Origin of the sequence: Brevibacillus sp. LEMMJ03 (assembly GCF_007197875.1) — a bacterium.
Classification (GTDB): Bacteria; Bacillota; Bacilli; order Brevibacillales; family Brevibacillaceae; genus Brevibacillus; species Brevibacillus thermoruber.
Genome location: NZ_VKJN01000011.1, coordinates 20516 through 41021, shown reverse-complemented (window position 1 = coordinate 41021; position 20506 = coordinate 20516). Strand labels below are relative to the sequence as shown.

Genomic DNA, 20506 nt, shown 5'->3' with positions numbered 1-20506 from the left:
CCCCCGCTTTACTGCCATTTTTTCACGTACTCGTCCACGTTCGCTTTGGTTACCAGTTCGTACGGAATCCAGTTGAACTTTTCCACCTTTTCGCCTTTCGCGGCTTTGATCGCCACTTCCAGTCCGCCTTGTCCCTGCCCGGTCGCATTTTGAAAAACGGTCACCTGCAATTTTCCGGCTTTTACGTATTCCAACGCATCCGGTGTGGCATCGACGCCCGCCACGACAACGTCTTTCAGTTTTCCTGCCGCTTCGAGCGCCATGATCGCTCCGATCGCCATCTCATCATTGTTGGACACGACGGCATCAATTTTCTTTCCGGACTGGAGCCAGTTTTCCATCAAGGCCATGCCTTTCGCCCGATCCCATTCTCCCGTTCCTTCCAAGACCACCTTCATGTCCGGATACTTTTCAATGACCTGCTTGTTCCCTTCCGTTCGCTTGATTTGCGCCTCATGACCCATCTGGCCATTCATGATCGCGATGTTCCCTTTTCCGCCAAGCAGTTTTGCCACTTCCTCCATTTCCATGAGACCAGCCTTGATGGACTCGGACCCCACGTAGGCGGTAGCTGCTTCCACCCCGTCGTATTGTCGGTTCACGACCACGATCGGCAGATTGGCCTGGTTTGCTTTTTCGACCAGATTGGGCGCGGAGGTGGTGTCGACGGGGATCAGCACGATCGCATCCACTTTCTGCTGGATGAAGTTCTCCACCTGGGAGAGCTGCTTGCTGGCGTCATTCATCGCATCCACGTAAATGACTTCCACATTTTCCTGCGTTTTTTCATACTGTTTCATTCCATCCTGCAGGTAGCTCAACCACTTGTCATCAAAGTCGGGAAGCGCTGCGCCGATCACAATCTTGTCCTTCTTTCCAGAGGTTCCCTGCTGCGCTGTCTCCTGCTTGGCGCCGCACCCCACAACCAAGACAGTCACAAGGCATACCATCATCCACCATGCACCCTTCTTTTGTTTCCTCATGAATGGACCCCTCCTTATTTGCAGGTGACCCTGCCTGTTTGCACGCCAATTTCCTTCACTGACAGGAAAACCCGATCCGCTCGTTTATCCCGGACTTCCCCCCTCTATCTTGACTTTTTTCCCGCTGTCAAATGATTCGGTGGCGGCGATGGCGATTTGCAAATTGCGTCTGCCGTCTGCTTCCGTAACGCATGGCGTTTGCTTGTGTTGGACACAGTGGATGAAATGAACCAGTTCCAATCGGTAGGCATCGTGAAAGCGGGTCTGGAAATCGGGGATGATCTCGTAGTGGCTTCCCTTGTGGTTCAGGTACGTCACATGCTGGTTGCGAAGAGTTCCAATAAACAGCGATCCTTCCGTTCCAATAATTTCCGTCCGGATGTCGTGACCGTAGGGCGAGTTTCGGCTGGCCTCGATATCCCCCGCTGCACCGGAGTCAAATTCGACATACGTGATCGCCTGATCCACATCGTCGAATTCTTTCATGAACGGATGAAGAAGCACTCTCCCGTGTGCGGAAACCGCGCTGATTTCCGCTCCCATCAGATATCGCGCCATGTCATAATCATGAATCGATACATCCAGAAACATCCGCCCGCTGTGCTTGATAAACGCGGCGGGAGGTGAACCGGCGTCACGGGTAATCCCCTTGAAGTAGAGGGGTTTTCCAATATCCCCTGCGTCTATCCTTCGTTTTGCCTCGGCGTAGGCCGGGTCGAACCGTCTCATAAAGCCCACCTGGCAGATCACCCCACTCTCCTTGATGGTTTGGATGATCTCGTCCGCCTCTTCGATATGCTGCGTGAGCGGCTTTTCCACAAACATGGGCTTGCCGTGTTTCGCCGCCTGTTTGATCATGTCGGCATGGGTGCTGGTCGGCGTCACGATAATGACCGCATCGACATCGGGATCCTCGAATACCTCATCCGGATTCTTCGTCCATGTTTCCAGGCCCAATTCTCTTGCAACCTGTTCCGCCCGTCCCTCCATCGGGTCGGCAACACTCACCAGTTGGGCCCCGCTCACTTGATGGGCGGCGATATTTTTCGCATGGTGATAACCCAGGCGGCCCAACCCCAGAACCGCACAGCGAATCGTCATGGAATCACGCACCTTTCCGTGTGGAGTAGTGGAGTAAGCGCTTTCTTTCGGGTATGCCGTTTTTCAGCGCATGCTTTGTTCCTTGAAACCCGGTAAATTACCTGTATATTCAGACACTTTAACCCATTGTCCGGTTTGGACGGATTGTTCAACCGCCTCCAGCACGATCTGGTTGCGTACGCCGTCTTCGAAGTTGGGAGACGGACTGACTCCTGTGGAAATGCCGTTCATCATTTCTGCCAACAAGTTGATAAACGTGTGCTCATACCCGATGATGTGACCGGCAGGCCAGTACGCTGCCGCAAACGGATGCTCCACCTCCGTGCAGGAAATGGTGCGGAATCCCTGCAAGCCGGGTTCGTCCTCTTCCAGATACACCTGCAGGTGGTTCAGATTCTCCATGTCCCAGCGAATCGAGCCTTTTTCCCCATTGATTTCAAACCGGTTTCCCGCGCGGTTCCCTCTGCTGAAACGGGTGGCTTCGAACACGCCCAACGCGCCGTTTTCAAAGCGGGCCAAAAAGGCGGACGCATCGTCAACGGTTACGTCCTCCCGTTGGCCGCTGTCCGCGCGCCCCTTCAAGTGAATGTCCATGTCGCCGAGAGGGCGCTGCTTCACGAATGTTTCCATCATGCCGGCCACTTCGCTGAATTCGCCGACCAGGAAGCGCGCCAAGTCGATGAGATGGGCACCGAGATCACCGAGGGTGCCGGACCCGGACACTTCCTTGCGAAGCCGCCAGGTCAGCGGAAAATCGGGGTCCATCAGCCAATCCTGCAGGAATGTCGCGCGGATGTGGTAAATCCTGCCCAACCGGCCGTCCGCGATCAGTTTTTTTGCAAACTGCACAGCCGGCGCGAACCGATAATTGTGGCAGATCATGTGGACGACACCGGCTTTCTTGACCGCTTCCAGCATGTGCAGGGCCTGCCCGACGGTTAGCGCCAGCGGCTTTTCGCAGATCACATGCTTGCCCGCCTGCGCCGCCGCTATCGCAATTTCCGCATGCGTGTTGTTGGGGGTGACGATGTCGATCAGATCAATATCGTCCCGTTCGATCAGACGGCGCCAATCCGTTTCCCAGGAGGCCCAGCCCATCTTTTCCGCCGCCTCTCGGACCCCCGCTGCATCGCGCCCGGCGATTGCCTGCAGGACCGGAACCGCCTCCGTATCGAAGTAGAACGGAAGATCCCGAAACGCATGACTGTGGGCTTTGCCCATGAACTTGTACCCAACCATTCCGACCCGAACCTGCTTCTTGTTCACAGCCTTCCGCCACTCCCTTCCCGATCCCCGGTCATGGTTAACGTGCCGCTTGGCGAAAATCGATGCGCTTGCCCGTTTTGGCGCTTTCATACACGGCTTCCAGCAGTTGAATCGAACGGAATCCGTCTTCCGCTGTCACGGGCGGCTTCGTCCCATGGACAATCGCGTCAATGAACAGCCGATCTTCCTCCACATACCCCCACTTCTCCTCCATCGGCAGTTGGAAGTAGTCGTGGACGTGTGCCGGCTGTTTCAAGCCAGGGGCGTACATCACCTTCTCCAATTCCTGTGTGGCGACGGTCGCGTATGTTCCGTACACCTCCAGGCTCTCGAACGGAAAGCTCCAACCGGCGTGGGCGTACGTGACAAACGTGGCGACCGTTCCCGATTCAAACGTCAGCAGGATGGCAAACGTGTCCATTTCCGACGCGGAGATATGCTGTCTTCCCTCGCAGGTGACCGATTGGACTTCTCCGAATAAATAACGGCTCAAGTCCATGAGGTGAAAAGGCGTTTCGTACAGGAACCCGCCGGTAACCTTCGGGTCGGCGGTCCAGGCGGGATGCAGCAGTTCTCCCCGGTTCATTTTGAGATGCGCCAGGTACGGGGTGACTTCGCCGGAGCCAATCCACTCCTTCACGCGTTTGTACACGGACGCATACCGGCGATTCATCCCCAGATTGTACACCGCTTTCGACGATGCCGCCGCCTCTCTGATTTGTTCCGCCTCCGCCAACGACGTGGCCATCGGTTTTTCGGAGAACACGTGGATGTTCTGTTTCAAACACGCAAGTACCGGCTCCACGTGCAGCGTATTGGGGGTGGTGACATACACCGCGTCGACGCCAAGATCAAACAGCTCTTCCAGGCTTCCGACCGCTTTCGCCCTCCCCGCCTCAGCCGCCAGGGCCATCGCCCGTTCTTCCAAGATGTCGGCCACGCCCACAATCTCCACCCGTTCATCTCGCTTCAGGATCGAGGCATGTACCTTGGCAATCCCGCCCGCTCCCAAAATGCCAACCTTCACCAGTGCCATGCAGCATGTCTCCCTTCTCTCCACACATATCCCGTATTTCACCAAACCAGAAAGCGCTTACACTTTTTCCATGACAAATCGCATCCTGCTCGTTTTTTCTCCTCGATCGAAACTGATTGACCGGATGGATCATGCCGCGATGTCACCGCGCTCATGGCTGCAGGACACTCCGGGCTGCGGGTTGCGCAAGCGCTTTCTCTAATTTGTCTTCATTTTACATCCTCCGCCCGCGCCTTGCAACATATTTTTTAGAAAATAAAAAATTGAATGAAAAGTAATGGAACTTGCGCATCTGTGACAAAAAAAGCGCTCTGCCATCCCCTGCACGTTCGTGAGGAGAGGCAGAGCGCGTGTGTCCGTCAGGATCGTGATGCTTTCGGAAAACCGCCGGCCCGTCTACGGTATGGCCTTCGTGGACTGGCGAATGATCAGTTCGGGCGGTAAAATGACACGCTGCTTCGTCTTTTTTTCCCCCTCGATTTCACGTACCAGCAAATCCATCACCTGACGTCCCATCTCGTCAATCGGCTGGGCGATGGTCGTCAGCGGCGGATCTACGATGGACGCCAATATCGTGTTGTCGAATCCGACAACGGACACATCGTCAGGGATGTGCAGCCCCAGTTCCTTGGCTGCCTGGTAGACGCCAATGGCCAGGAAGTCAAAACAAGCAAAAATCGCTGTCGGCCGTTTGGGTGACGTCAGCAGTTCCCGCGCTGCCCGCTTCCCGTCCTCCAGCGAATAATCCGTCCGGATCACCAGGTCTTCCTCCAGCTCCAAGCCGTTGTCCTCCAGCACCTGCCGAAACGCCTGCAGTCGATATTTATCACTTGTTCGATTCATGTTTCCCAGCAAGATGGCAATCCGTTTGTGCCCCAGCGAAACCAGATGGGAGGCGGCCTGATACCCCCCCAGATAATCGTCGACGGATACCACGTCGATCGTCAATTCCGGGATGTCCTGCGCAATCAGCGCCACCGGCAGATTCTCCTGCAACAGCTCCTTCAAGACGCGATGATTTCTCGTGGTGGTGCCGATGATGATGCCGTCGACGCTTTTCTGCTTCAACAAGGACAGGTACATGTCTTCCGTTTCCGGGTTGTTGTCCGTGTTGCACATCAACAGGTTAAAGCCCAGTTCCCTTCCCCGGTCCTCCACCCTCCGCGCGACCGCGGCAAAAAAGGGATTGGCAACGTCCGGGATGATGAGGCCGATCGTACGCGTACGCTTTCCCGTCAACGCGGATGCGACCACGCTGGGCTGGTAGCCCAACTGCTCAATCACTTCCAGGACCCGTTTCTTCGTCTTCGCGCTGATCCGGCCGGTATTATTGATCACGCGGGAAACCGTGGATATGGACACGCCCGCTTTCTCCGCAACGTCATAAATGGTTGTCTTCATTTCTCATCCACTTTCGTATCATTCTTTGGCGATTCGAAAATAGGGAAAGCGCTTGCTCTCCTTTCTGTCTTCAGTTTACAGGGTCCCTTTTTGTTTCGCAATTGGATTTTGGGGGAATGATCCCAATTTTCGGGGAATGGTGACGGTCATCGGCGGGATTTTTGCCACAGTTTCCGCCATGCGCAGATGGACTACCCACATACGCATAGAACCCTGGTAACGGATTCGCTCCGGCTCTTGTCGAATCCCTGAATCCCTTGACGAAGGATGGGGGGAATCCTGGGAATCCACTCCATCCATTCGTAAATCGACATGCTTCTCTTCGATTGAAAACAAAAAATACGGATAAAAATAGTAATGGTTTACAATAACGAATGATGGCGGTGTGAAATGGACTCACATATCTTTGACATCGTTCTTCGATCTGTTCTTGCATTTGCTATTATGATGGTCATTGCTCGTACGCTTGGAAAACCGACGGTTGCCCAACTGACGTATCACGATTTTGTAGCTACGATTACATTGGGCGCGATAACAGCCAATTTGACATTTAACAAGCAAACGAGTGTTTCGGAGTTGATCACCGCATTGCTCACTTTCAGCGGCATTGCGTATTTCCTCATGTATCTAGCACTGAAAAACCGAACGCTCCGTAAATGGTTTTCAGGTCAGCCAACGGTTCTCATCCAAGACGGAAAAATCTTGGAGAATAACATGCGAAAATTGAAACTGACATTAGATACGCTAAATCAGGAATTACGGGAAAAAAATATTTTCAACCTTGAAGAAGTTCAATATGCCGTACTTGAACTGAATGGAAAAATTTCCGTACTTCGAAAACCGAAATACCTACCGGTAACACGAAAAGACTTAAAACTGAAACCCAACATAAGGCAACATTTCCCAATTGAACTGATCATGGACGGCCAAATCATTGAGGACAACTTGAAAGATAACGGGATTACAAAAGAATGGCTCCTATCGCAAGTGAGAAAGCGAGGGCTCTCCATCGAGAAGATTAATTATGCCGTAAAAAGTTCGAATGGATCTTTATATATTGATCCATTCGAAGATCACATTAGCCAACCGATCGATCAGGAATAAGAATCTGCCAAGCGATAGGCCTCCTGCCTCAAGATCACCGGCATACGGTCACGGATGTCTGCGCCAACCTTGTTGGGCCGGCTGGCCGGAACCATTCGCCCCCGCTTCCGGGTCAGGCAGGTAAAACAACATTTCCCTTCGACCCGTTTGTGGATTGCGTGCCATATCAACTCCTTTACACAGTGGTATCGACTGGTCGTAACCCTGTGTAAAGAGATTGGTAGCAAGTCCGCTTTCCTATTTTTTATTGTTCCGGAATCGGATACTCTCTATCCAATATGTCATCCTTGTCACAAACATCCGAATCCTCATCTTCTCCGGCCTGTCTTATTCGATTTCTTTCCTTTTTGATCAGGGAATCAAGATTATATTTTTGCTCCACTACGCACATTTTACTGCCGTCCGCCCCTTCATCGAGCTGGATGTAGACAGGAGCGTCACTGTCCAGGTAATAGCTGACCGGAATGACGGGATCGGTTTTCCTGTAAAATCCGATGGTACCGCAGTAGTCGTCCATGTAGTCGGCGACAATAAACTGTCCATTGGAAAGTATGAAATCTTTGGCGGGATCGAAATCTATCCGCGGCACTGCATTCATACGTCTTCCATTCAGGAAGATGACGGGCTTCTTCGCGACCATGTCAACGATTTCAGCCTGTCCCGTATGGACGATCTGGTGGTATTGGTTATAGTGCGCCGTCACTTCGAGAAAGGCAGACACATCATAATAGAGTTTCTTCCTTCCACGCCGGCCAATGACCAATGGTTTTCCCTTGAATAGCTTACCTTCAACGATCTCCAGCGCATTTTTCACATAATAGCCCTTTTCATCTTTCTCATCGTAACTGAACGTATAGTACTCCAGGAATTCCCGGATCCGGTCCGTATCATAATACAAGGGAAACTGCACCGAGACGAACAATGTTTTGTTTTTCAGCTCCAACAACGTGAAGAAGAATTCCAGCATTTGAATGCTCTGGCTTTGAAATGAGTCATATTTCATTTCGTAGTCTGGAAGAAAACAGTACTCGTAACAATCCGGCAGCCTGCGCAAGACTCCCTTTTTGATCGCATGCTTGTTCTTTTCTGATGAGAAGTCGATAATCTCCATGGTTGAGTCTCCTTCCGCCCCATTTTCTTCTCTGGGAAAGATTTTACCGTAACGACAGACAGAAACTGTCAGCGAACAAAAGTTCTGCTGACAGTATGAACATAGTTCGCTTTCAACCAATCAAGGCTTGCAAATCCTCGAGCGTATTCTCATACGTGTCCACTCTGACCGTACGGACGAGGATTTTTTTCTGGGGAGCGAAGGGAACAGACCAGTTCTTTTGTTCGACGGCCTCTGCCGAACGTGGATACAAGAGAATGGCCTGCTGCGCATCGGGATAGGCCGTTACATACGCGTACATCTGATACAAATCGTCCTGCTGATAGTGAGGAAGCTTCCACTTGGTATCAATGATCGTCGTCCATCTTTCGCTCCCGTCTTCCGCCATCTCTCCCACAACAATATCGGGAATCAATGGAATGTTGTACGTTTCTGTATCCTCATTTTTCAGAAGTCTGACCTGGTCATGCTGGAGATAAACGGAGCGCCGTCCATCTGTCACCAGTGATCTCATCGCCTTGCCAATGTAGGTTTCGTACAACCTGTTGACCTCGAACAAGATGGAGCAGGACGCCTGAGAACCGCTGCGATTCAGGACAGACATGCGGGAAAGAATCAGCTTGGCGAGTTCGTACGCTCCTTCAAAACGTCTATTCTGCCTGTCAAATGTGATAGAGTCGAGCAGCTTTGAATCAACCGTAAAAATGGGAGCCACTTCATCAAAAAAGCTCAAAGCATGCTTCACCTGCTGCAACAGCTCCCTGGTCCGGATTTTTTTCCGGAGGTATTCCAACGCGCATTTGAACAGCCGGTTCAGCGGAATATCGATTGTCCGCTCATGAAACCCGCAGTATACTTTCGTCGGATTCGCAAAATTGTTTCGAAGATGGGGAACTGTGAGTATCTTCCCCTTCACTTTGCCAATGTTCTCCTCCATCAACTGATAGTCGGCTGCCGCTCCGCGCACAATCTGATCGTGCAATTCCCGAACGAACGCCCAGGCGATAAACTCGAGAATATCCCATTCAGCCACCTGCAGCAAGGATGTTGACCCAATCAGGTACGGGACATATCCGGCTGCCGTCAACATGTTGACCAGTGCAGCTCTCCCTCGCAAGGCATCTACATGCAGCTTCGGGATGATGTCGATCTGAACCTGCGAAAGTTGGATCGTCCCGACATAATTGATAAATCTGACCTTGCCCCATCCGATTTCGACCATGTCTGTATCCGGATAATGCTCGTCCAGATACAGAAGCAGTTCGTGCAAATCCCTTTCCGTAAACGAACTGCCGGGACGGGCCACCAGCCAATCGAATGATTCACGAACGGTAATGACGCTATTCATAAATCGACCGGTAATCCTCTACCGCGATGTCCTTTTTGATGAAAAATTGCCGAGATTTGCCGCTTCCACTCATGACATAAGCATCTCCAAACAACTTCTGCGCGTCAATGCTCTTCTGGTAGACGATATACGGATCATGTTCACTCTTGCCGATTCCCCCCAATACCAGGCCGATCTTTTCCCAATCATCGTAAAAGTACTCCTGCAGCAAGGGAATGATTTTCTTTTTAAACACGCGGTGCAAATCATCCAGGGTTCGAATCCCGATGAAAAAGGCGTGACCTATCGTATGATCCCGGTCAAGCAGATAGCTGATTCTTTCGTTCATGACACGCAACAGGGAGTCAAGCTGCACTTCGTCCAAAAGATTTTCCAACAATTCCGGTTTGGGCATCATTTCTTCGAAAGAAAAACGCCTGCGCAGAGCCGTATCGAGAAGGGCAATGGAACGATCGGCGGTATTCATTGTCCCAATCAGATAGAGATTGGGAGGGAGTACAAATTTCTCCCGTGAATACGGCAACGTGACAATCGTTTGATTTTCCTCATGTACCCGCTTGTCCTCCTCCAAAAGGGTGATTAACTCCCCAAAAATCTTGGATATATTGCCGCGGTTAATCTCATCGATCACGACGATAAAACGTTCCGCATGTTCAAACGAAAACGGAGTTCCATTTTGCAGCGCCGCCTGCACAACTCGCTTACGCTCTTCGTACGTGGTCTCCTTTTTCCCCTCCTGTTTGAGTCCGCTGTATAATGCTTCGATGGCTGCTCGTTTCAACACCCCGTCATCAGGAACAAAGTTGCCATTGCCATCCGAACGCAATCCTTCCACAAAATCTTCGTAAGCGTACGACTGATGGAACGTTGTAAAAAAGATTTGGTTCTTCTGAATCAATTGGTTGAAAGCATCCTTCATCTTGCTTCGATTGCCCAGCTTACTCAATTCTTCGTACACTTCAGCATCGACAATCTCAAGCGCCTTATTCACAATATGATAGGTCTTGCCGGTGCCAGGCGGACCATATAGGATGATGTTTCTGTCTCCAAACGGCCGGTTCACACGCTTGCTCTGTGCAGGGCTGCTTTCTTCCTCGGTTTGAAAGATCATGCGGATGTGCTCATCTTTTTTTACCTGCTCAATCGTGCGTCTGTAGCTGCCAAGACCAGGCAACTCCCGCTCTTCAAGCGTCCATTCAACGGGCAGGGTATGTCCCAATTCATCGTCATATTGATAACCATCTACCGGATCTTCCCGTACAATGCCGATCGCCCGAATTCTCAGCATGGACTGCCCGTTTTTGGTATAGGTTGCTTTCAGCGCAACACGGTCGCCTTTCCGGATGTTGAAAAAGGCTTTTACCGCTTTTTTCTCCTTGTCTTCCGCATGTTCAGCGTCAATCAGCTGCTGCAATTGTTCCGGTTCGTTTTCCAGCTCTTTGCTAAAATCACGGGACAGATAGTTGGTTGCAATGATCCCTTTATCGATGAACGTCTGGGAATGGTTGATGTCGCCGTATGAGTAACCCACCAGCCAATAGCGTTCCGCTTGATCCACGTGATAATGATCCCAGAGAAATCGCCCCAGGGTCAGCACGTCCCACGAAGAAAAAGGTTCCAGCTCCTGCAGTTTTTTTCGGATCTTGGCGTTGATCACAATGATGTTCGTTTCACGTAACGGCAGTTCCTCATCCAGCTGTAAATCCCTCGCGATCGGGACCAGGACAGCCTTTGAATAGATATTGAAGAAACGTTCAGGTACGTATATGTTCAACAGCTTCAACAAGACCATGTCCCACACAAGGGAATCGGTGGTGTCTATCTCGTCAATCCGGTTCTCCTTCGCCAGGCGAATGACGGATACGATCTTTTTCTTCACCCCTTCAAATTCCCGGGTCAATTCGTCCCCTTCCAGCAATGTCTTCTTGTTCCCGACCCCCTTGTAGTAGCGGCCGTCTTTTCCGCAATAAATTCCGAACTTGGAAGAGTTGCCCCCTCCGATACCTGCCAGAATCTGTTTTCTTTCCAGCCAGTAGACAAATGTATCCTTTGAGTTGCTGCGGGCATATTCCTCGATCTTCATCGACTCCAAACGTTCCAAGGGAAATCGGGCCAGAAAACTGTCACGCCCCGCTTGATCGGATTGGAGCTGTTCGTCGGATACCGTGTACTGTTTCGCCTTTTCCATGAGTTCATGCAATGTCATGCTTGCCTCTCCTTCTCCTGCTGTTCATGTAGATGATGATTACATTGATCCTCTTCCGCTAAATCGATCTCGGTTCCTGCCACCGGGTTTCCATTCTTGATTCGATAGACTGAACAGATAGCGCTCTCGTCCCACCGTTGTCAATTTTTTCTGCATGGATACCTCTATCATAAACGCCACCGTGACAAATCCTGTCACGGAAACATACGTTTTCACCAAGAAAATCCCCTCATCGAAAAGGAGGGGGCAGTGTGCAGACAAAGTGACTGCTGAGGGGAGAAGCACGTTTCCGGCATCCGCTCCGTGCTCGCCACAGCAAGGAAGCATAGACTGCACGCTCCGCACCGATTTGCGGGGGATCGCCAAAGCCGCATCGCTACGCAGCCCATTCAGAGGTGGCGCTCCTTTTTCCCGCAAATCGCTGCTCCGCTCGGTAGGGCTCACAAGTCCTCTGCCTGGAAACATGCTTCTCCTTCGATACAATCGGTTTGTCTTCAGTCTGTCCCCTTCTCGAAAAGGAGGGGGTGTGTCGCACATGCGCTCGCGACCGGCGCCAGCCTGTTGTCGATCGTTCACTCGTCAAGACAGCCCACAATTCCCCTTCCCATCCTTTTTTAGACGTGAACGGTCTCACTGTATGTACGAGCCAATTCTCTGTATTCCTCAAGCAATTGCATGCGGTATTCCTGCGGCTCCACCAATTCGGCATCGTTTCCGTACTGCTTCATCCAGCGCAAGAACTCTTCAGCCCCGCGTGTCGTTACAATCAGCAGCAAGGAACCATCCTGTTCGTCGATGAATTGTGGCGGGGAGTCATAGTGATGTTCCTTGATGTAACGGGCAACTTTGCTGGAAAAGCGGACCTTGAACGTGACTTCGTCTGTTTCGGCCTTGATTCCCCACACTTTATCCAGATAGCGGTCAATGTCGAAGTCATCTTCAATAAAAAACTTCTTGTTCGTCAGTGCGATGGACCGGAATCGGTTTAGCCGGAACGTCCGAATCTCCTCGCGCTCATGGCAATATCCGATCAGATACAAGTAACCGCCCCGAGGCACGAGGTAATATGGATCAATCATCCGTCTTGTCAGATCGTCCCGGTACATCGTGTAGTATTCGCACGTGATCGTCACTTCCTGGATGATGGCCTCAATGATTCGCTGTATGATCAGATCCTGCTCCGGGTTGGACTGTTCCGTATGAATCCGAATGCGTTTACTGATCTGCAGCAGCTGATCATTCACTTGAAAGCGTGTTAGAATTTTGTCCATTGCCGATTGGAACGATCGCTGAAACGGATGCCCTTTCAGTTTCGTTTGGCCTGAGAGTATCGGGTAGAGAGAAATCGCGAGGTATTCTTCCGTCCCCAGCTTCCCCGGTGTCTGAACGTACTTGTCGATGAGATAATACCCTTTGTTTCCTTCCCGCATGATTTGAATGCCACAGTCATCCAACCGCCTAATGTCGCGATATATGCTCCGAACGGAAGTGCCGGCCAGGTTGGCAAGTTCCGGCGCGGTAATGCCTGGACTTTGTTGAATGGTGGTTAGGATGAAAAAAAGGCGTTGAATCAAGTCCATGGTGTTCACCCCAACATCGGAAAAGTCATCCCTCTAACCATTCGTGTCAAAAAGTCTGAAACCTATCATTGCATGATCATTTTGTTTTGGCTTTTTACACCGTGCGAGATCACCGAAGCGGGTTACCGCTTCTATTAGTACCTACTCCAGGCCTAAATTTAGCTATTTGACTGTCATAAGTGACTGCTTCTTGGGGTTGATAACTGACTGTGGCTCCAAGCAGCAGCTCTAATGCAATCGTTACTGAAGAAAGTTTGCGGAACATGTTGTGCTAAAAATTAAAATGCCCACCTTTATTGAAAATGAGTATAATTTGTTGCTGAGATTTCACCGCTGAAGTTAGGACAATGGAAGTGATACATCGTTTGTCCTTCTTTCCAAACCAACGATAAGTTAATAAAAATTTATGCAAATGGTCTATGATAATTTTTGAAAATGCGTTACAATCGAACTAGCAAAAAGGAAAAATTTACGTTAAGGGCAAACTAACCGAAAGGTTAGGACGCAAAGCTACGGGTCTAAAGTCATAACGACCATGATCGCCGGGCTGCCGGAATTAGTTCTATATCACATGCTCTATTTTCGGCTGCCCTTTTTTGCAAAAGGGGGCTTTTTTATTTTCAAAATGTGAAATGTAGGAGGTTCAGCGAAATCAAATAAGTCAAACTCATTTGGCGTACAGTTTATTCCACATTAAAAAACACAGAAAATCGGAGGGAGTACTATGAATTTTGAGTGGACAAAAGACCAAATGATGTGGATTGAAAAGGTCAGACAATTCATGATCGACTTGGATGTAGAAAATGCTTTAAAAAGCGAGAGCGAGCAGCTGCCTTGGCAGATTCGCCAAGCGTCCGGCAAACAGGGACTAATTGGCCTGGATGTTCCGAAGGAATACGGAGGCGAAGGTTTGAGCGCCGTTACAATGGGACTTCTTTACGAGGAATGCGGCAAATTCGGAGTCAACACCCGCGAAGTCATCGGCGCCGGACACGGCAACATGATCGCCAAATTCGGAACTCATGAGCAAAAAAGCAGGTATTTGCCTTCACTCATAAAAGGAGATTTACTGGTGGGCGTCGGTTTGACGGAACCGAACTGCGGTTCCGACCTGGCCGCTATCGAAACGTTCGCTCGTAAAGATGGAGCGAATTACATATTGTCGGGCTGCAAGGAATGGGTAAGCCGTGTGGAGGAGGCCGGCGTATTCGTCGTCTTCGCTCAAACGAAGCACGGTTCCGGAACGAAAGGCTTGACCGCCTTCCTTGTCGATATGAACGATCCCAATATCGAGAAATACGCCCTGGAGCCGATGGGAATGAAAGGTTGGTCCTATGGCGGCTTCCGGCTTCACGATGTCGTGATTCCGGCGGAGAACCGATTGGGTCTGGAAGGGGAAGGCTTCCGGATATTTAACCAACACTTCGGCTATTGGCGGGTACTGATGGGAATCATCTGCGTCGGAGCGGCCAGAAAGGCACTGGAGCAAGGCGTGCAGTATGCCAAAGAACGGATGGCCTTCGGCGGTCCGATCGGCCGGTTTCAGTCCGTCATGCACAAAATCGCCGAGCACGCGACCCTTCTGGAAACGGCAAGTCTGCTCAGCCTGAAGGCGCTGGACGTTTTGGACCGCGGTCATTCCAATACAATGGAAGCCTCGATGGCCAAATGGTATTCGACGACCACGGCCTACAAGGCGATCGACGACATGCTGCAGATCCATGGCGCCCGGGGCTACGTCAAGGAATACGGCCTTGAGCAGAAACTACGCGACGTGCGCGGCCTGATGATAGCCGACGGCAGCACGGACGTGCTGAAATCGTTAATTGGCCGGGATTTGATGGGCAGGGAAATCTACGATGCGATGCTGGGGCGCGCTCGGGAAGAACAACCACTGCGCGTCCTCAATATGGTGCCATAACCTGCCTTACCATATAAAACGGACATCGATATAGACAGGAGAGCGAACCATGACTGTGAATGAAGGACTTGAGAATGTCGTTGTCGCCAAAACCGCGGTCAGCCTTGTAGACGCAGAGAAGGGGAACCTGGTGTACCGGGGATTTCACGCCAGGGATCTGGCCCGCGATAAAAGCTTCGAGGAGGTCGCTTATCTTCTCCTGCACGGAAATCTGCCGGACGTAGACGAGCGCAAGGACACGCTGGAAAAGTGGGCGTCCGCACGGGAGCTCCCCGCTTCCGTCCGAAACGTCATCGACGCCCTTTCCGAAACGCACGACTTGATGAGCATGCTGCGTACCGCTGTCTCCGCGCTGAGCATCGATAGCCCGGAATATCCGCCTACTTTGCAGCAAGCCACCTCCGTCATCATAAAGCTGCCCGTGATCATCGCTTATTGCTACCGTCGGCTCAAGGGCCTGGAGCCTGTTGCTCCCCGGCCCGACCTCGGGCATACCGCTAACTATTTATACATGCTGAGGGGTACGGAGCCGTCCCCCGTCCATGTTCAGGCGCTGGAAGCTTATTTGAACCTGCTGATGGATCACGGGATGAACAGCTCCACCTTTACCGCCCGCGTGATCGCCTCGACCCGTTCGGATCTCGTTTCCGCGATCACCGGAGCCATCGGCGCTTTGAAAGGACCGCTTCATGGCGGAGCCCCTTCCTTGGTGCTGGACATGCTGAAAGACATCGGCACGAAAGATAACGCTGAGCCGTGGATCAAGCGGCGCTTGGAAAGCGGAGGAAGATTGCCGGGCTTCGGACACCGCGTGTACAAAACGAAAGACCCGCGATCCGAAGCTTTAAGGCTCATCGCCACCGAATTGTCAGGCAGTGATGCCTGGCTCGATCTGGCCGTGCACGTGGAGCAAACAGCCCAGGATCTGCTGGCCGTATATAAACCTCACCAAAAGCTGTATACCAATGTGGAGTATTATGCGGCTGCCGTCATGAATGCGATCGGCTTCGAACCGGAGCTGTTCACGCCGACCTTTGCTTTAACGCGGTCGGTAGGCTGGTGCGCGCATATCATTGAAGCCTCCCAAGGCCGTTTGGTGTATCCGGATTCCGCTTACATCGGACGATTGCCTTCTGAATAACTTTTTGGGGAAAAGGAGGCCGATCAATGGCACGCCGACAAATCATTATGTTTTTGGCCACCATGAACGTGTTCATCTTGTTGTACGCGCCTCAGCCGCTGCTGCCGTGGCTGTCCGATAAGTACGGCATCTCGATCGCAACAGCCAGCTTGACGATCTCCCTGACGATCATCGCGCTCGCGGTTTCATCGCTCGCGCTGGCGCCGCTGTTTGATCGGTGGGACCGCAAGAAAGCGATCGGGATTTTTTGCCTGCTGCTGATTGTTCCGAGCGCCATGCTGGCCATAACGGACTCCTTCACCTGGATTTTGGTCTGGCGGGTCGTGCACGGCTTGTGCATCCCCGGAGTGACTGCCGTGCTGGTCGCCTACGTGTCCGAAGAATTTCCGGCCGACCGGCGCGGCCGTGCGCTCGGCGCCTACGTCAGCGCCACCGTAGCCGGCGGGTTGGTCGGCCGTGTCATTGCCGGACCGATCGCCGAAGCGTTCTCGTGGCATGCCGTCTTTATCGCTACCGGGTTCTTTTCCCTATTGGTCACCGTTCTCGTATGGCGGTATTTGCCCGCCTCCCAGAATCAAACCAACAGGGCAATCGGCGGGTTTCTGGCGCATTTCCGCAATCCGGCGCTGATCGGCACTTTTTTGATCGGCTTTTCGCAGTTTTTCGCTTTTATCGGCTTTTTCACGTATCTGCCCTTCTATGCTTCCGGCGCTTCCTTTCATCTCAATGCAACACAAATTTCGTTGCTTTATTTTACTTACCTGTTCGGCATCTTTTCCGCTCCGCTGGCGGGGTACTTCTCCGACCGCATCGGCCGGAGAGCGACCATGGCCTTCGGGCATCTGATCGGGGCGTCAGGCATCCTGCTTACGCTTCATCCATCGTTACCTGCTCTGCTGGCCGGCGCGTCTATTCTCGCGTTTGGAAATTTCGCGTCCCAGTCCGCTACGACAGCCTACGTGACCGATGTCGCGAATGGGTCCAGGGGCGCCGCCTCTTCCCTGTATCTGTTCTTCTTCTATGTCGGCGGAAGTCTCGGCGCTTACATCCCGGGATTATTATGGTCACGTTACGCATGGGACGGTTTGGTCGCGACTACGACATGCATCATTGTACTTGCCCTGCTCAGCAATTATTTCCTGGCAGGAAAAAAGAAGATAACCCATCCCGCAAACACAACGCAAACTTGAGTTATTAGTTAAAGATTACAGTTGGAGAGTGTATGCATCGATGATACGTAAAAAAGTAGAAAGGAACCCCAAGCCATCCTCCTTCAAATCTTGGAAATGGAAAAGCATCCTGTCCTCGTTCGCCAGCGTACGCGGCAAACTGTTTCTGTTCTCCTTCCTCATCTTGTTGATTCCGGGGATTGTCATCGGATGGCTGACCTACGACAAATCGCAATCGCAAATCGAGAAGCTGCTGATGGACAGCGCTACGGAAAACGTGTCTTTAACCAACCGATACATCAACAATTGGATGGATACGAGACAGAAGGAACTCGACTCGCTATCCAAGCAAATCGCTGACAGAATGAAGCAAAATGCGAACCAGAATTGGCAGGCATTTTTACAGCAATTTCTGAACGATCATCCCGGCGCGAGCATGCCTTTCATCGCTATGGACAACGGGACGTACATCCACGGCTCGAAGGATGCCAAAATCCCCGCCAACTTTAACGCCAGGGAAATGCCCTGGTATAAAGAGGCGGCGAATAAAGATACGGTCATTCTGACCGATCCTTATGCCGACCCGATAAGCGGCGGCGAGTTGGTGATCACGGCAGCCAAAGCGGTACCCGGGCAGTCGGCTGTCGTCGGCTTTAACATCAATCTGGAGGAGCTTCGTAACCTTGTGAAAGATGTCCAAATCGGGCAGAAGGGTTACATCGTCATTTACACGAAGAACAAACAATTTTTGCTGCACCCTACGAACAAGATCGGTACGCCAACGGCGCCGCATAACGAAGTGATGTACCGTGAACCGAACGCTTCCGGCTCTTACGAATACATCTTCCAGGGCGAACCTAAGAAAATGATTTATACGACGAATCCGATCACCGGCTGGAAAGTGGCCGGGAACATGTCGACCAGCGAAATTTCGGACTTGGCCAAACCAATTCTGAACCGCACCCTGCTTGTTGTCGCCGTGGCGCTGCTAATCGGGGCGATCACGATTTATTTCATTATCATGTCGATCATCAGGCCGCTGAACAAATTGGTGGAAGCATCGGGAAAAATCAGCCAAGGCGACTTGACGGAACGCGTGGAAATCACACGGGAAGACGAGATCGGCAAAACGGCCATGAGCTTCAACCAAATGGCAGATTCGCTCCATTCTATTATTAAAGACGTTCGCGACAACGCCACCCAGCTTGCCGACTCCTCCTCCCAGCTGTCGGCCAACTCGCAGCAAAACAACAAGGTATCCGAGCAAATCGCGGAGGCAGCGCAGACGCTTGCAGCCGGTTCCGAGAAGCAGGTCCGGTCGGTGGAAGAAAGCACGAAAGCGATCGCCGAAATTTTGTCCAGTTCGCAGCAAATTATGGCCAATGTCGCCTCGGCTTCGGAGAGCTCGAAATTTTCTTCTGACAAAGCGTTGGAAGGGTATACAGTCCTTCAATCCGTTTCGCAGCAGATGAACTCGATCCAACAAACGGTGAACAGATTGTCGGAATCCGTCCGGGAATTGGGCAGCAGGTCGCAAAAGGTAACGGAAATTATCGGGATCATCGGCGATATCTCTTCCCAGACCAAATTGCTCGCCCTGAATGCCGCGATTGAAGCGGCCAGAGCGGGAGAGCAGGGACGCGGCTTTGCCGTGGTAGCCTCCGAAGTGCGGAAGTTGGCTGAGCAGTCGGCTGTCTCTTCCAAGCAAATCGAGGAAGATCTGCTGGCGATTCGCAATGAAATCAGGCAAACCTCCGAAGCGATGGAAACCGCCACGAAAGAGGTTCAAGACGGGATGGACATGGTCCTTCTCGCGGGTCAGTCCTTTGAGGCGATTCAATCTTCCGTACAAACGGTTGTAAGCCAGATTGAAGAGGTCGCCTCGGCTTCAAGACATATGGCAGCCTACACCGAACAGGTGTCTAAATCGATCGAATCGGTGAATGAGGTTTCGGAGCAGTCGTTCGTCTATTCGCAGGAGCTGTCGGCGGCAGCGCAAGAGCAGCTTGCTTCCGTTCAAGAGGTGACGGCGTCGGCGGCTTACCTCAGCAACATGTCGGAAAGGTTAAAAGAATTGGTTGGCCGGTTCAAAATCTGATATCGGGACGTTATGAGTGCACTCCAGAATATGCGGGAGTGCACTTTTTCTTCTGTTTAACGATAACGGAAAACCATCCGGTTGTCGCTTATTCCCGGGCCGCGACGCTCCGACACTTCACGGAGGTTCTGGGAAGAACAAGGCCTGTATGGAGGTCAAACGGTAACGGACCTGCCGATTCGATTTGCGTACTTTCCCAATCATGGCTTCGGTGAACCGGGGGGAGTTGTTCTGGCCAGAGGCCACCGCAACAATCCAATCCTTAGCTGCTGAGGTCCCGGTGGAAAGGAAGTAGTGCAGCCGGACACGAGGTGACTACCCTGGCAGGGTGATTGTCATAAGGACCATGTTAGGTGCATTTCCTTCTCCTCTTCCTTCTCTACTTTGTACATAGCACACTCCTTCACCAGCCGCGGCCAGTTCACTTACGGAGGGTAATAGCCGGAATTGGTCGACTGATTCCCCGAGGTACTTCACTTCAACCAGCGCCCGAGGAATTGACGAATATCGCTCCCCTTTCAAGCGAACGTTCCGGGCGACGTAAGCATTTAGGCATTCTTTTCAATGGAATAATTTCCTATTTCTTTACCATGTATTGTTTTCGTTATTTCGCCCGATTAGCTCTCCCTCTCCACCGTGTCGCCGACGGTATAATCCATAGGGTAAGTCATTTTGCCGTGCTTGAATTCTGTATTGCTGTACACGATTTCGCTTCACTTTTACTCTCGAAATAAATGCAATGGCTGGTAAGCAGGTTTTCAAAAGGACCTCTAATCTCTATAATTGGAATGTAATGGATATGCGAAAGCAGGTGATTGCCTTGATCGACTTTGGGTATAGTAGTTTGAATGCTTTGATGGTTCTTCCTCTTCTTTTTGTTGTTCTATTAAACGTGATAAACATCCTGATCAGCATTTGGGCTTATCGTGATGCTCGAAGGAGAGGCAACAGCAAGGAGTTCGCCATTATTGTCCTGATCGCTTTGCTGTTTTTCCCAATCATTGGCTTGATTGTGTACCTGGTGATTCGCAAGGAGTAGTC

The 20506-nt window shown here is 51.5% G+C and carries 15 protein-coding genes and 1 riboswitch; of the genes, 6 read left to right on the top strand and 9 right to left on the bottom strand.

Going from position 1 to position 20506, the window contains the following annotated elements; all coding sequences use genetic code 11:
• Positions 1 to 8 precede the first annotated feature (8 nt).
• The 5 genes from FOI68_RS14780 to FOI68_RS14760 all read right to left on the bottom strand — a co-directional run bounded on the left by FOI68_RS14780 (position 9) and on the right by FOI68_RS14760 (position 5787).
• The gene (locus FOI68_RS14780; RefSeq protein ID WP_143863627.1) at positions 9 to 983 is read right to left on the bottom strand and encodes a sugar ABC transporter substrate-binding protein; all 975 of its coding nucleotides are present in this window, start codon (positions 981 to 983) and stop codon (positions 9 to 11) included.
• Between the two features lie 84 nt (positions 984 to 1067).
• A complete protein-coding gene (locus FOI68_RS14775) occupies positions 1068 to 2084 on the bottom strand; it encodes a Gfo/Idh/MocA family oxidoreductase (RefSeq protein WP_143863626.1) in 1017 nt (338 codons plus the stop codon).
• Positions 2085 to 2147: 63 nt separating this feature from the next.
• Positions 2148 to 3350: a Gfo/Idh/MocA family protein gene (locus FOI68_RS14770; protein ID WP_143863625.1), complete on the bottom strand. Its 1203-nt coding sequence runs from the start codon at positions 3348 to 3350 to the stop codon at positions 2148 to 2150.
• Positions 3351 to 3387: 37 nt separating this feature from the next.
• Positions 3388 to 4386: a Gfo/Idh/MocA family protein gene (locus FOI68_RS14765; protein ID WP_143863624.1), complete on the bottom strand. Its 999-nt coding sequence runs from the start codon at positions 4384 to 4386 to the stop codon at positions 3388 to 3390.
• Between the two features lie 396 nt (positions 4387 to 4782).
• Positions 4783 to 5787 (bottom strand): LacI family DNA-binding transcriptional regulator, encoded by a 1005-nt coding sequence (locus FOI68_RS14760; protein WP_035295358.1) that lies wholly within the window; start codon positions 5785 to 5787, stop codon positions 4783 to 4785.
• Positions 5788 to 6177: 390 nt separating this feature from the next.
• Here FOI68_RS14760 and FOI68_RS14755 point away from each other — a divergent pair, with 390 nt between their 5' ends.
• The gene (locus FOI68_RS14755; RefSeq protein ID WP_143863623.1) at positions 6178 to 6891 is read left to right on the top strand and encodes a DUF421 domain-containing protein; all 714 of its coding nucleotides are present in this window, start codon (positions 6178 to 6180) and stop codon (positions 6889 to 6891) included.
• Positions 6892 to 7135: 244 nt separating this feature from the next.
• On the opposite strand, the gene FOI68_RS14750 is transcribed toward FOI68_RS14755, so the two are convergent.
• From FOI68_RS14750 to FOI68_RS14735, 4 genes are all read right to left on the bottom strand, one after another.
• Complete coding sequence (locus FOI68_RS14750) at positions 7136 to 8002, bottom strand: hypothetical protein (RefSeq protein ID WP_035295360.1); 867 nt, start codon at positions 8000 to 8002, stop codon at positions 7136 to 7138.
• 112 nt (positions 8003 to 8114) lie between these two features.
• Complete coding sequence (locus FOI68_RS14745; RefSeq protein WP_185973962.1) at positions 8115 to 9224, bottom strand: McrC family protein; 1110 nt, start codon at positions 9222 to 9224, stop codon at positions 8115 to 8117.
• A gap of 118 nt (positions 9225 to 9342) precedes the next feature.
• Positions 9343 to 11556, bottom strand: coding sequence for an McrB family protein (locus FOI68_RS14740; protein ID WP_035295362.1), 2214 nt, complete (start codon positions 11554 to 11556; stop codon positions 9343 to 9345).
• Positions 11557 to 12170: 614 nt separating this feature from the next.
• The gene (locus tag FOI68_RS14735; RefSeq protein ID WP_143863622.1) at positions 12171 to 13136 is read right to left on the bottom strand and encodes a helix-turn-helix transcriptional regulator; all 966 of its coding nucleotides are present in this window, start codon (positions 13134 to 13136) and stop codon (positions 12171 to 12173) included.
• A gap of 469 nt (positions 13137 to 13605) precedes the next feature.
• Positions 13606 to 13691, top strand: a riboswitch (cyclic di-GMP riboswitch).
• 169 nt (positions 13692 to 13860) lie between these two features.
• Between FOI68_RS14735 and FOI68_RS14730 the strand changes: the two genes are divergently transcribed.
• The 5 genes from FOI68_RS14730 to FOI68_RS14705 all read left to right on the top strand — a co-directional run bounded on the left by FOI68_RS14730 (position 13861) and on the right by FOI68_RS14705 (position 20504).
• Positions 13861 to 15057, top strand: coding sequence for an acyl-CoA dehydrogenase family protein (locus FOI68_RS14730; RefSeq protein WP_035295364.1), 1197 nt, complete (start codon positions 13861 to 13863; stop codon positions 15055 to 15057).
• Between the two features lie 49 nt (positions 15058 to 15106).
• A complete protein-coding gene (locus FOI68_RS14725) occupies positions 15107 to 16198 on the top strand; it encodes a citrate synthase/methylcitrate synthase (protein WP_143863621.1) in 1092 nt (363 codons plus the stop codon).
• A 26-nt stretch (positions 16199 to 16224) separates the two neighbouring features.
• Entirely contained in the window at positions 16225 to 17388 is a 1164-nt protein-coding gene (locus FOI68_RS14720; protein WP_051967802.1) for an MFS transporter, read from the top strand.
• Positions 17389 to 17428: 40 nt separating this feature from the next.
• Positions 17429 to 19465: a methyl-accepting chemotaxis protein gene (locus tag FOI68_RS14715; RefSeq protein WP_143863620.1), complete on the top strand. Its 2037-nt coding sequence runs from the start codon at positions 17429 to 17431 to the stop codon at positions 19463 to 19465.
• Between the two features lie 856 nt (positions 19466 to 20321).
• The gene (locus FOI68_RS14705; RefSeq protein ID WP_051967815.1) at positions 20322 to 20504 is read left to right on the top strand and encodes a PLDc N-terminal domain-containing protein; all 183 of its coding nucleotides are present in this window, start codon (positions 20322 to 20324) and stop codon (positions 20502 to 20504) included.
• Positions 20505 to 20506 lie beyond the last annotated feature (2 nt).

Excerpts from the sequence above, each read along its gene's own strand:
- FOI68_RS14780 (WP_143863627.1), bottom strand. The coding sequence starts at position 983 with ATGAGGAAACAAAAGAAGGGTGCATGGTGGATGATGGTATGCCTTGTG.
- FOI68_RS14775 (WP_143863626.1), bottom strand. The coding sequence starts at position 2,084 with ATGACGATTCGCTGTGCGGTTCTGGGGTTGGGCCGCCTGGGTTATCAC.
- FOI68_RS14765 (WP_143863624.1), bottom strand. The coding sequence starts at position 4,386 with ATGGCACTGGTGAAGGTTGGCATTTTGGGAGCGGGCGGGATTGCCAAG.
- FOI68_RS14760 (WP_035295358.1), bottom strand. The coding sequence starts at position 5,787 with ATGAAGACAACCATTTATGACGTTGCGGAGAAAGCGGGCGTGTCCATA.
- FOI68_RS14755 (WP_143863623.1), top strand. The coding sequence starts at position 6,178 with ATGGACTCACATATCTTTGACATCGTTCTTCGATCTGTTCTTGCATTT.
- FOI68_RS14750 (WP_035295360.1), bottom strand. The coding sequence starts at position 8,002 with ATGGAGATTATCGACTTCTCATCAGAAAAGAACAAGCATGCGATCAAA.
- FOI68_RS14745 (WP_185973962.1), bottom strand. The coding sequence starts at position 9,224 with ATGGTCGAAATCGGATGGGGCAAGGTCAGATTTATCAATTATGTCGGG.
- FOI68_RS14740 (WP_035295362.1), bottom strand. The coding sequence starts at position 11,556 with ATGACATTGCATGAACTCATGGAAAAGGCGAAACAGTACACGGTATCC.
- FOI68_RS14735 (WP_143863622.1), bottom strand. The coding sequence starts at position 13,136 with ATGGACTTGATTCAACGCCTTTTTTTCATCCTAACCACCATTCAACAA.
- FOI68_RS14730 (WP_035295364.1), top strand. The coding sequence starts at position 13,861 with ATGAATTTTGAGTGGACAAAAGACCAAATGATGTGGATTGAAAAGGTC.
- FOI68_RS14725 (WP_143863621.1), top strand. The coding sequence starts at position 15,107 with ATGACTGTGAATGAAGGACTTGAGAATGTCGTTGTCGCCAAAACCGCG.
- FOI68_RS14720 (WP_051967802.1), top strand. The coding sequence starts at position 16,225 with ATGGCACGCCGACAAATCATTATGTTTTTGGCCACCATGAACGTGTTC.
- FOI68_RS14715 (WP_143863620.1), top strand. The coding sequence starts at position 17,429 with ATGATACGTAAAAAAGTAGAAAGGAACCCCAAGCCATCCTCCTTCAAA.
- FOI68_RS14705 (WP_051967815.1), top strand. The coding sequence starts at position 20,322 with ATGGTTCTTCCTCTTCTTTTTGTTGTTCTATTAAACGTGATAAACATC.